At 57.0% G+C, this 11,784-nt stretch carries 8 protein-coding genes; 1 reads left to right on the forward strand and 7 read right to left on the reverse strand.

What is annotated here, in order from left to right:
- Positions 1-31: 31 nt before the first annotated feature.
- From HMPREF2860_RS03275 to dapB, 7 genes are all read right to left on the reverse strand, one after another.
- Complete coding sequence (locus tag HMPREF2860_RS03275) at positions 32-1,165, reverse strand: TerC family protein (RefSeq protein ID WP_016422604.1); 1,134 nt, start codon at positions 1,163-1,165, stop codon at positions 32-34.
- A gap of 236 nt (positions 1,166-1,401) precedes the next feature.
- Entirely contained in the window at positions 1,402-4,698 is a 3,297-nt protein-coding gene (locus HMPREF2860_RS03280) for a DNA translocase FtsK (protein ID WP_070628783.1), read from the reverse strand.
- A 105-nt stretch (positions 4,699-4,803) separates the two neighbouring features.
- The gene (locus tag HMPREF2860_RS03285) at positions 4,804-5,421 is read right to left on the reverse strand and encodes a TIGR03085 family metal-binding protein (protein ID WP_016422602.1); all 618 of its coding nucleotides are present in this window, start codon (positions 5,419-5,421) and stop codon (positions 4,804-4,806) included.
- Between the two features lie 89 nt (positions 5,422-5,510).
- Entirely contained in the window at positions 5,511-7,610 is a 2,100-nt protein-coding gene (locus HMPREF2860_RS03290) for a ribonuclease J (protein ID WP_070628584.1), read from the reverse strand.
- Complete coding sequence (dapA, locus tag HMPREF2860_RS03295) at positions 7,610-8,515, reverse strand: 4-hydroxy-tetrahydrodipicolinate synthase (protein WP_038628744.1); 906 nt, start codon at positions 8,513-8,515, stop codon at positions 7,610-7,612. The genes HMPREF2860_RS03290 and dapA overlap by 1 nt, the downstream gene beginning before the upstream one ends.
- Positions 8,516-8,573: 58 nt before the next feature.
- Positions 8,574-9,326 (reverse strand): FAD-dependent thymidylate synthase, encoded by a 753-nt coding sequence (gene thyX / locus HMPREF2860_RS03300; protein ID WP_070560368.1) that lies wholly within the window; start codon positions 9,324-9,326, stop codon positions 8,574-8,576.
- Between the two features lie 20 nt (positions 9,327-9,346).
- The gene (gene dapB / locus HMPREF2860_RS03305; protein WP_083300200.1) at positions 9,347-10,099 is read right to left on the reverse strand and encodes a 4-hydroxy-tetrahydrodipicolinate reductase; all 753 of its coding nucleotides are present in this window, start codon (positions 10,097-10,099) and stop codon (positions 9,347-9,349) included.
- A 215-nt stretch (positions 10,100-10,314) separates the two neighbouring features.
- Here dapB and HMPREF2860_RS03310 point away from each other — a divergent pair, with 215 nt between their 5' ends.
- Complete coding sequence (locus tag HMPREF2860_RS03310; protein WP_224786670.1) at positions 10,315-11,754, forward strand: DHA2 family efflux MFS transporter permease subunit; 1,440 nt, start codon at positions 10,315-10,317, stop codon at positions 11,752-11,754.
- Positions 11,755-11,784 lie beyond the last annotated feature (30 nt).

An 11,784-nucleotide genomic window follows, 5' to 3' on the forward strand; every position in this document is an offset into this window, starting at 1 on the left:
AGTTGTTACCTTATCTCACAATCGTGTTCGATTAACGCCCAGGCTCGTTCTTACCGGTGTGTGAACCGTTAGTTTCGCTTCCGGCCGACGTTGACCCCTCACTGACAGAAGTAGAGGAGGCGTGAGAGCCGAGGCCATCGCGGCTTCCATCATCATCGTGGTGAACACGCGGAAGGGCAATCGCACCCATGTTTTCATCACGCTTGCTCTTGAGCCACGATGCCAGGACAGTCACCACCAGAACGATGACGATGACCGCCAGCGACGCCCAGGTCGATACTTCAGGCACCGACACGTTCTCACCGCTGTTGATAAACGGCAGGTTGTTTTCATGCAGTGCGTGCAACAGCAACTTCACACCAATAAAGGCCAGGATGACACCCAGGCCATAAGCCAGGTACACCAAGCGATCCAGCAGACCGTCGAGCAGGAAGTACATCTGTCGCAAACCCATGAGAGCAAGGGCATTTGCAGTAAAGACGATGTATGCCTCATCCGTCAGACCGTAGATAGCCGGGATAGAGTCAAACGCAAACATCACATCGATAAAACCGATGGACACCAGCGCGATGGCAAGTGGAGTCAAGTAACGCTTGCCGTTTTCCTTAACGGTCAACTTGTCCTTGTTGTAATGGTCCGAAATTGGGACGATTCGACGCAGCCATTGAATCAGCTTCATATCCGACGGATCGGGTTCCGGCTTATCGACGGCTTCGTCGTACACCGTCTTGATAGCCGTGTAAATCAGGAAGATTGCAAACAGGTAGAAAACGTCAGACCACTTGGCAATAACTGCCGCACCAGCCCAAATGAACAGGCCTCGGAATACCAGCGCCATCGCAATACCAAACAGCAAAACCTTTTGTTGGTACTGGCGCGGAATCTTGAATGCGCCGATGATGAGTGCAAAGACAAATAGGTTGTCTACGCTGAGCGCCTTTTCGGTGATATAGCCCGATAGAAACTCAATGCCTCGGTGGTGATCCCATAACAACCACACCATTCCGCCGAAAATTAATGCCAAGACTACGTAGAAAGCGGTCCAGATGCCGGCTTCCTTCATAGTTGGGTTATGCGGCGTGCGAACGTGTGCATAGAAGTCAAAGGCGATAAAACCCATGACGACCACAATGGTGATAATCCATACCAATGCGGGGACATGCATATTAAAAAAAGACCTCCGGTCGTGCGAACATGAACCGGAGGTCTCTCCTGCTTCTGCCATAGTGGCAAAAGTGACGGTACCGGGATTCGATGTGCACAAGACGAGTCTGTGCGTCCAATCCGTGCTGACGATAACCGTCACGGGCTAGCGGAAAACATCCGCTTTTACCGGGGATACTCCCCTCCACGTGTGCCGACTATACACGCAATCAGAAACGGCGGTAAGGCTGGGTCGTCCTACGCCATAGATTGATTCGGATCCGCGTCGACTACGTTTACTTCTTCCTTAGGAGCATCCTCCGGGTTTGCGCCCTTGATCATCCACTTAATGGTTTCGAGCTCCTCTGGCTTGACCAGCACCTCACGTGCCTTAGATCCCTCTGACGGTCCAACCACTCCGCGAGTTTCCATCAGATCCATCAGTCGACCGGCCTTGGCGAAACCGACTCGCATCTTGCGCTGCAACATCGAGGTCGACCCGTGCTGTGCGGTGACCACCAGCTCGACTGCCTGAAGCAAATCTTCCAGGTCATCTCCGATATCAGGGTCAATGTTGCGCTCAGCCTCAGCGCTCTTATCCTCCGTGACTCCCTCGGCGTAATCCGGCTCGGCCTGCGCCTTAGCTGCATCGACTACTGCCTGAATCTCTTCGTCTGTGACGAAGGCGCCCTGAAGACGTCGCGGCTTGCCTGCACCCTGTGGGATGAACAGGCCATCGCCCATACCAATGAGCTTTTCAGCACCGCCCTGGTCAAGAATGACGCGGGAGTCCGTGAGCGACGAGGTAGCGAATGCCAGTCTCGATGGCACGTTCGTCTTAATCAAGCCGGTGACCACATCCACAGACGGACGCTGCGTAGCCAGCACCAAGTGGATACCGGCGGCACGGGCCTTTTGCGTGATGCGCACAATCGCATCTTCGATATCGCGGGGTGCGGTCATCATCAGGTCTGCCAACTCGTCAACGACACAGACAATGTACGGGTACGGACGGTACTCGCGCTCCGAGCCAAGTGGGGTCGTAATCTCACCGGACTTGACCTTACGGTTGAAGTCCTTGATGTGACGGACGCGGGCGGCCTTCATGTCCATGTAGCGCTGTTCCATCTCTTCAACCAGCCACTGCAGAGCCGCCGCGGCCTTCTTCGGCTGAGTAATGATTGGCGTAATGAGGTGAGGAATCCCCTCATATGGAGTCAGCTCGACCATCTTCGGGTCCACCAGAATCAGGCGGACATCCTCCGGGGTCGCACGAGTCAGCAGTGACACCAACATCGAGTTTACGAATGCGGACTTACCCGAACCGGTCGAACCGGCAACGAGAAGGTGCGGCATTTTCTGGATGGAGTGCGAGATAAACTCGCCCTCAATATCCTTACCGAGACCAATCAGCATCGGGTCATCGTTCGCAACGGTCTTGGGCGCGTTGAGTACGTCGGCAAGCCGAACCATCTCACGGTCGTTGTTCGGCACCTCGATACCAACGGCCGACTTCCCCGGAATCGGAGTCAGTAAGCGGACATTGTCGGTCGCTACCGCGTAGGCAATGTTGGACTGCAGGTTCGTGATCTTCGAGACCTTCACGCCCGGGCCAAGCTCGACCTCGTAGCGAGTCACCGTCGGACCGCGAGAGAAACCAGTCACCGCAGCATCGACCTTGAATTCTGCGAATACTTCAGTAATCGCCTCGATCATGCGGTCGTTCGTCGCCGTACGTGTCTTGGGACGCTCACCTGGAATCAACAAGTTAGTCGATGGCAGGTGATAGTCAGATTCCGGCGTGCGTGCCGACGAACCGGAAGTACCCTCGGCATCCTTTTCCAATTCAGACTTCGGAGTTGTGGCCGGAATCTTAGAGGCATCGATACCAGAACGAGCGGCAATGGCATCCATTGTGCGGCGGGTAGCCTCAGACACTGCATCCCGCGAATCATCGACAGACGACTCGCCCTGCGGCGCGCTCGCCGGCTCTACGACCTCAGGTTGAACAGCGGGCTGTTTCGGAGCTCGGGAATCGGAAACACAATTCCGTTCGCTGTTACTAGCTGCAGCAGCCTCCTGCGTCGGGTACTCGGAGTACTCGTCATAATCCTCGTCGACAGCGTGGTAGTTCGTGCCCCCGACAGCTGGAATAGTCGATTCTGTCTCAGCGGTGTCGCGATGTACTGCATCCGACTGAGTTTCCTCCACGTACTCAGCTGCCGGAAACGCCGGCTCCACTGGGGAAACTCGATTGGAGTGCGGTGCCCCATTCCGGACATCGAACACTGTGGTCTTTGCCGAGTCGTAGTCGACATCCTCAACCTGACGGGCACGTCGCGGAGCCTGTCGGTTCCTCTGCGGCTCTTCGTTCAAAAGATCGTAGAGGTTACCGTCAGTATCCGGTTCGTCGTAAGGCGCGGGTTCGGGTGCGGACATACGGCTATCCGCGCCACGACGAGGCGCTCGGTAAGCAGAGCGATCGGTCGAACGAGACGAGGAATGTTGCGTGCGGCTGCTGTGGCTTGGGCGACGCTCAATTAGCTGCGTCGGCTGGTCAAAGTCCTCATCGGCATATGCGGTATCGGAATCCCAGCTCGCACGACGTTCCAGCATGTCATCGACATTGCCGTAAGGATCGTCCGATTCCGCCTCGTCGCCGGCACGACGCGAAGACCATTCGGAAAAATTGAAGTATTCCTTAGTGGCATCGATAAGCTGGCGCACCGTCGCGCCAGAGAGCACCAGAGCGCCGTAAAAAACGATACCCAGCAACAAAACCACGGCGACCCACGAGGTAAACCCGGCTGCTAGCGGCGAACCGATATAGCCACCAATTGCGCCACCGGCTGCACGTCGCCCCTGCCAGTCCGCAGGACGACCCGAGCCGATATGCACAATTGCGAGCAGCCCCACCACGATCAGCGAAGCTCCAGTGATGGTAGGTGTCAGACGTTCACGGCGTGGCATAGCATCCAGCATCATTAATACGGAAACAACACCGAGCAGCACCGGAAGTACAAAAGCGCCGATACCAATGAGCGTGCGCACTGCCGTTTCAATGAACTCCCCCACTGGCCCTGCCAGGTGGAACCATGTCGAGCCAGCGAGCACAATCGCCAACGCCAGCACGAGTAGTGCGAGGCCATCCTTCGATCCCGGATCGCCACCCTCATCGAAGTCTGCGTCGAACTCGTCAGCTGGCACGGAGGCCTGTGCCGGCGGTTCAATTACATCGTCATAGCCGCTAGCAGCTTTACGACGCTTCCTACGGGGCTTCGTCGAAAAATCGGCGTCACTTTCGCGCCGCGACATATTCTCCTCTTCATCTCGCTTATTTTTGCGACCGCCTACCCGACGGGCAAGACCGGCCACGCCGCGGGCAGTTTCAGTCCAGGCGTTGGCCAAGCTATTGCCCACGAACGACATGGCGCTAGGAGTGCGCTCGAATTCCTCCGTGGCACTGTGCACGGGGTATCGCCGCGTGGCATCTGTCTCCGCAGAGCGGGAAGATCCACGACGATTGTCAGTTCTGGTTCGGCTGGTCGCAGACATGACCATTACCTTACAGCTAACACCGGATCGTTTTCACATTAGTCACACGCATGTCATTGTTTAACAGGTGGGCTGCCACGACCGTCCAGAACTGAGAACGCGATCTTAAAGGCTGTTGCGCTTGATGCCCGATTCGTCGCCGTCGATGGTGACGCGTACCTCGTCACGGCCATAGAGCCACAACACCAGTTCCCCGACGCTACCGCGGACAGTCACAACCGGAGCACCTTTAGCGCTGTTGTCGATTAGGGTCACCGCAACCCCGTCGTCGCGCATTAGCACCACGGTCGAGGTCGACCCGCGCAACATCATACGGCCGGCAGTAGTGACCAGGCGCCACAGGTCTGAAACTCCGGAGGGTGGTAGCTGACGAACGGTCCAACCTTCCTGGGCACGACGGACATCCTCGTGGTGAACGAAGTTCTCCGCAGTGTTGACGTAGCGGTCTGCCCAGTTCATTGGATTCCATCGCGGAGCACCACTGCCCCACTTCCCCACCACTTCGACGTAGGGCATTCGATTGACCTCAGCGGTAACAGCATCGAGGCGTTCCGAAAGCGCCTTGACGAACATCCCGCCAGCGGCATCCAGACGGTTTTCGCGAATGTAAAGGTGGTTGGCCAAATCCCGGGTTGTCCAGCCCTCGCACAAGGTCGGTGCGTCGGGACCGACGCTGAGCAGTAGATTAGCTAGGTCTTCACGTTCCCGTTCAGCAAAAGTCATAGCTCCAGACTAGACCAGGCACGGAGAAGCCCGCATCCACACGGCTTTAGGTGGATGCGGGCTCTTACGCTAAAAGACCCTCTAGAAACTTAGATGCTTTCGCGCGACTCCTTGATTTCCTCATCGGTGACCTCTTCGGCTGCCTCTGAGGACATCGGCACGATGGTCGGAACAACCATCGGGCTGCGACGCCATTTCTGGTTAATGACGCGCTCGGTGCGGCGACGAACTTCCTGAGCCATACGGTATGGATTGTTCTCGCCACTGCCAGCCAGGTCAAAGAGAGTATCGTCAACTACCTGCTCGACGGTTGCGAGCACTTCCTTGGCGTCGTCCGAGTAACCGCGAGCCTGAGCCCGTGGCTTCTCCAACGGACGACCAGTGCGGTTATCAATGACGGCTGTGACGGTGATAAGACCACCTTCACGCATTTCAGCACGGTCTGCCAGCACGTCAGCGTCGACGTCACCCATGGTGACGCCATCAACGTAGAGGTTACCAACCGGAACCTGGCCAACTACACGAGCGCGGCCGTCAACGAGGTCGACAACCACACCGTTCTGAGCGAGGACAACGTTTTCTGGCTTCACACCAGTGGACACAGCCAGTTCCTTGTTGGCACGAATGTGGCGCCACTCACCGTGAATTGGCATGACATTCGACGGACGGGCTGCGTTGTAGAGGAACAGCAGCTCGCCGGCAAACCCGTGACCGGAGGTGTGAACCTTGGCTTCCTTGCCAGTGATAACCGTGGCACCAATCTGGGCCAACATGTTAATAACGCCGAAGACCGCCTCTTCATTACCCGGTACCAGCGAAGAACTGAGGATAATCAGGTCGCCATCACGAACGGTAATCTGACGGTGCTCACGACGGGCCATGCGAGACAGCGCAGCCATTGGCTCACCCTGCGTACCGGTAGTCACCAGCACGACCTTGTGGGGCGCCATGCGAGCGGCCTCGTTCATCTCCACGATGGTGTTCTCTGGCGCGGTCAGCAGACCCAACTCCTGCGCGATACGCATGTTGCGAATCATGGAGCGGCCGTTGAACGCGACCTTTCGTCCAGACTTGACAGCTGCATCGATAACAGCCTGAACGCGGTAGACATTCGACGCGAAGGCCGCGACGATAACGCGCTGCTTTGCGTCCATAATCAGACGACGCAGGGTCGGAGCCAACTCCGCCTCGGAACCGGAGAAGCCCGGGATTGTGGCGTTGGTGGACTCACACAAGAAGAGGTCGATTCCCTCATCACCGTAGCGGCTCAGCGCCGGCAGGTCAGTCGGCTTTCCGTCCGGCGGGGTCTGGTCCATCTTCACGTCACCGGTGTGGACAACCATGCCAGCTCCGGTCTTAATGACGATGCCAAGGCACTCCGGAATCGAGTGGTTGACATTGAAGAAACGCAGATCGAACGGACCACGCTGAATGTGGCTGGTGTCGTTGACCTCGATGACCTTCGGGCGCTGACGGTGCTCCTGTGTCTTGGCCTGAATCAGTGCCAAGGTAAAGCGGGAAGCAATAATCGGGATGTCCGCGCGCTGCTTGAGCAACCAAGGGATAGCACCGATGTGATCCTCGTGACCGTGGGTGACCACGAGAGCTTCCACGCGATCCCACTTGTCTTCCATGTAGGAGAAGTCAGGCAGAATCAGGTCAACACCCGGCTCATCCGAGCTCGGGAACAGCACGCCACAGTCGACGATAATCAGTCGGTTTTTGTACTCCAACACGGTCATATTGCGACCGATTTCGGAAATACCACCCAGCGCGACCACGCGCAGACCGTCCTTGGGGGCCTTTGGCGGCGCGGGCAGACGTTGCGTCAAGTCTGCACCCTGCATCGACTGCACTACGTTACGACGGTTACCGCCACGCCCGCCACGGCCACCCCGCGAATTATTTCCGCGGTTACCGCCACGGCCACCGCGACCACCACGAGAACCGCGGTTGGAAGAATTCGACGAACCTTGGGACTTCTTAGCGTTGCCGGCGTTCTTACGATCACCGGAACGCTCAGAGCGCTCGGAACGCTGCGAGGACTTCGAGCCGTTGGAATTAGCTCCACCCTTGTCGGAGCCCTTGGATGCAGAGTTCTTGGACTGCTCTGCTGCAGCCACGTCAGACTCGGAAGGCGGACCGGCCTTACGAATTACCTTGCGGGCGCGATTGCGTCCTTCAGCCACTACAGAACACCTGCCTTCCGCATAGCTTCTTCAAGCACCTCAAGCTGCTGGTCATTTGCTGCAATTTGCGGCAAGCGTGGATCTCCTATCTCAATGCCCTGCAGACGCAGAGCGGACTTAGCAAAACTTACACCGCCAAGTGCAGCCTGAGCGGCAAACAGCGGAGTCATCTTTGCGTGGGCAGCCTGCGCACCAGCAAGGTCTCCCTTGTCAAAGCAAGAGCGCACCTCAGCCAGCAGCTGCGGGGCTGCATGTCCAATAACGGAAATGAACCCGGTGGCGCCAATCGACAGCCACGGAAGGTTCAGCACATCGTCACCGGAGTACCACGCCAAATCAGTATTAGCGATAATGCCGGCGGCAGCTCCCAAGTCCCCCTTGGCGTCCTTAACAGCCTGGATTCTCGGGTGCTCCGCCAACCGGTAAATGGTATCAACTTCAATCGGAATAACCGAACGCGGCGGAATGTCATACAGGCACACCGGAGCCTCGGTTGCGTCGGCCACCGCCGTAAAGTGGCGGTACAGGCCCTCCTGGGACGGCTTGGAGTAATACGGCGTGACGACGAGCAGCGCATCCGCGCCCGCCTCCACAGAAGCCTTTGCCAGCTCAATGGACCCGGCCGTGTCATTGGTGCCGGCACCGGCCACAAGCTTGACCTTATCGCCCATCTCTGCGCGGACAGCTCGGAGAAGCTCAAGCTTTTCCTCAACGGTCGTAGTAGGCGACTCGCCAGTAGTACCGGCCAGAATGAGTGCATCGCAGCCGCCGTCTACAAGATGCCCAGCGAGCTGCACACCTGCCTTGACATCGAGGTTTCCGTCCTTATCAAAAGGGGTCACCATAGCTACGGCGACAGTGCCGAAAATGTCAGCACCGCGAGTTGACGCAATTCCTGTGCTCATTGTTGACTACCTTTTCTTAAAAATCTCAATCGACTATATCTTCACACTGTACGTGCGATTACCCCTCGAAGGCGTAAGGACTCGACGCGACGACCGACCCATCCTTCAGAGTGTTGATCTCAAAATCCCCAAAAGCAACAGGAGCGCAGCGCTGCAGCTCCCGCAGACAAGCCACCGCCAACTCCCGAATTTCAGCATCGGCATGCTCGGTCGCACGCATCGAAATGAAGTGGCGCCAAGACCGGAAATTACCAGTAATCACGATTCGAGTTTCGGTGGCATTGGGCAAAACCGCCCGGGCTGCCTGGCGTGCCTGCTTTCGCCGCAAGATAGCGTTGGGCTCATCGGCCCACTTCTCTTCCAGTGCGTCTAATAACTCACCATAGGCGAAACGGGACTGATCAACCGCGCTTTCGAAAACTCGCAATAGATCCGGGTCCTCCGCAATTGCGGGAGGAACCACAACATTGTTGGAACTAGCCGGCACAAACCGCTGCGACAACTGCGAAAAGGAAAAGTGACGGTGCCGTGTGAGTTCATGTGCACACGAGCGCGACAGCCCACGGACATAGATGCTTGCACTTGCGTGTTCAAAAAGTGAGGTGTGGCCTACCTCGAGCACATGCCGCAGATATCCCCTATTCGTCGCAGTTCGCGGATTAGGCTTGTCCCACGTTTCATAACAAGCCCGGCCAGAGAACTCAATTAATGCTTCCCCACCGTCGGCATCGGTATCAAAGTCGATGTCCTCTGGCGGGAAGAAGCTGGTCGCGGCGATTAGCTGCGCCTTGAGAGTGACATTTTCAGACATTTTAAGTTAACTCCCGGCTATTAAAGACCCAGGAACGGCTCCAGTCCCACAGTCAGACCCGGAAAATCCTCAATCTTACGCACGCCCAGCAGTACGCCCGGTACGAAGCTGGTACGCGAGTAGGAGTCCTGCTTAATGGTTAGCGACTGTCCTTCAGCACCGAAGATAACGGTCTCGTGAGCCACCGAACCGGTCATACGGACTGCGTGCACCGGAATGCCCTCGACATTGGCGCCGCGAGCACCATCCAGAGTCTGCTCAGTGGCGTCGGGCTGCTCCCCCATGCCTGCTTCCTTGCGAGCACGGGCAATAGCCTCAGCAGTGTGGATAGCGGTGCCCGAGGGGGCATCCTTTTTAAAAGGATGGTGCATTTCGATAACTTCAGCGGACTCGAAGTACGGAGCGGCTAGCTCTGCCATCTTCATGGTCAATACTGCGGAGATTGCGAAGTTCGGTGCAACAAGGACATTGACGGCACCGTCGGCGTCGTCAAGCCAGCGCTGCACCTGATCGAGGCGCTCCTTGGTAAAGCCCGTGGTACCCACGACGGCGTTGATACCATTCTTAATGCAGAACTCAAGATTGCCCATCACAGCGTCGGGCTGAGTAAAGTCAACAATGGTCTGCACACCAGCGGTGACAAGTTCATTCAGGTCATCGCCCGAGTCGAGACCCGCTGCCAGCTCCAAATCGTCGGCGGCTTCAACTGCCTCGCAGATGGTGGACCCTACCTTGCCCTTGGCGCCAAGTACGCCGACCTTGATATTGCTCACAGCTCTCTTGTCCTTTCCCAACGGGTTCATCTCTATCCCTTACCTTAGAATGTGTTGGGCAACTTGTGTGCCAATGCCCCCGTCGGCTTTGCCGTTTTGTCGGCTTACGATGGGGATTTTCTTGCGCTAAGCCGCAACATCTTAGAAAATTACTTATTTCAGTACCTATATCTAGAAAGTGACTTCTCTTGGTTTCTGAATCTGAAGATTCCGAATTGAGCCCAAGTTCGGAAGCAGCACAGGCCAAAGCGCCGAAAAACGCTTACATGGCCATTTATGTGCTACTAGCTGCGGCATTTATGGCTATCTTGAACGAGACGGTCATGAGTGTCGCAATTCCCGTCGTTAAGGCGGACCTTAACATCAGCGCAGCGACTGCCGGATGGCTGACAACGTCATTCCTGCTGACCATGGCTGTTGTCATTCCAGTCACTGGATTTCTCATTGCCTCAGTGCGCTTCCGCACTCTTTTCGCGATCAGCCAGGGGCTATTTGTCGTAGGCACTCTCATCGGTGCCTTCGCGCCAGGTTTTGCAATCGTGCTGCTCGCACGCGTTGTTCAAGCCTCCGGCACCGCAGTGTTGCTGCCACTACTGATGACCACGGTTCTCAATGTGGTACCGGAACATGAGCGCGGTCGCATGATGGGACGCATGAGCATAGTCATCGCCGTCGCACCTGCTATCGGCCCCACTTTCTCCGGTTTAATTCTGGAGATTGCAAACAACAATTGGCATGCGCTCTTCGACACGATGCTGCCGCTCGGCCTGATTGTGCTCGTGGTCGGTGTCATCCTCGTGCCCAACATCGAGGAAAACTCCGCCAAGCCCATCGATATTCTCTCGGTGTTCCTCAGCGCAGGCGCATTCGGTCCGCTCGTGTATGCGCTCAGCCGTGTGGGTGCCGAATTTTCGCTTATCGACGGAATCCTCTGCGCAGCCGGAATCGTGCTACTGGTGCTCTTCATCATGCGTCAGCGCCGCTTGGCACCACGAAACCGAGCTCTGCTGGACCTTCGGACCTTCCGTACCAAGAGCTTCACACTGTCCACAACCATCCTGACTTTCGGCTTTATGCTGATGTTCGGTGTGATCATCATTCTGCCGCTCTACCTCAACCTGCGCGGTGTTGATGTCAAGACCATTGGACTAATTGTGATGCCCGGCCCGCTGATTATGGGGCTTATGGGTCCGACTGTTGGCCGCCTTTTCGACACCTACGGTCCGCGTCCGCTGGCAATCCCTGGTTCTATTGTTCTCGCCCTCGGTCTCTTCGGGCTCGGCTTTATCTCGGCGTCCACTCCGCTGTGGTGGATTGTCGCCTGCCACATCGTCTTTGAGATCGGTCTGGGCCTGCTGTTTACTCCACTGTTCACATTCGGCCTTGGCGATCTTCCCAAGAACCTCTACCCGGATGGCTCAGCGATCCTGAACACGCTGCAGCAGGTTGCAGGCGCGGTTGGTACTGCACTTTTTGTCGCACTGTCGACTGTCATTGCCGCGGGTCTTTCCGGCGCTGGTGCAGCAGCTCCTGCAACCGCCGACCTGATTCGTGGCTATAGCATTGCGATGTTTACCGCCGCGGGGCTTGGCGTGGTGCTGATATTCCTGACCACGCTGCTCAAGCCGCAGCGGAAGAAGATCGCATTGCAGTAGCCCCCCCCCCCCCCCCCCCCCCCCCCCCCC

The organism is Corynebacterium sp. HMSC064E10, assembly GCF_001812505.1.
Taxonomy (GTDB): Bacteria; Actinomycetota; Actinomycetes; order Mycobacteriales; family Mycobacteriaceae; genus Corynebacterium; species Corynebacterium amycolatum.

Coding starts and splice junctions, on each gene's coding strand:
- HMPREF2860_RS03275 (WP_016422604.1), bottom strand. CDS start 1,165: ATGCATGTCCCCGCATTGGTATGGATTATCACCATTGTGGTCGTCATG.
- dapA (WP_038628744.1), bottom strand. CDS start 8,515: ATGAGCACAGGAATTGCGTCAACTCGCGGTGCTGACATTTTCGGCACT.
- HMPREF2860_RS03285 (WP_016422602.1), bottom strand. CDS start 5,421: ATGACTTTTGCTGAACGGGAACGTGAAGACCTAGCTAATCTACTGCTC.
- thyX (WP_070560368.1), bottom strand. CDS start 9,326: ATGTCTGAAAATGTCACTCTCAAGGCGCAGCTAATCGCCGCGACCAGC.
- HMPREF2860_RS03280 (WP_070628783.1), bottom strand. CDS start 4,698: ATGTCTGCGACCAGCCGAACCAGAACTGACAATCGTCGTGGATCTTCC.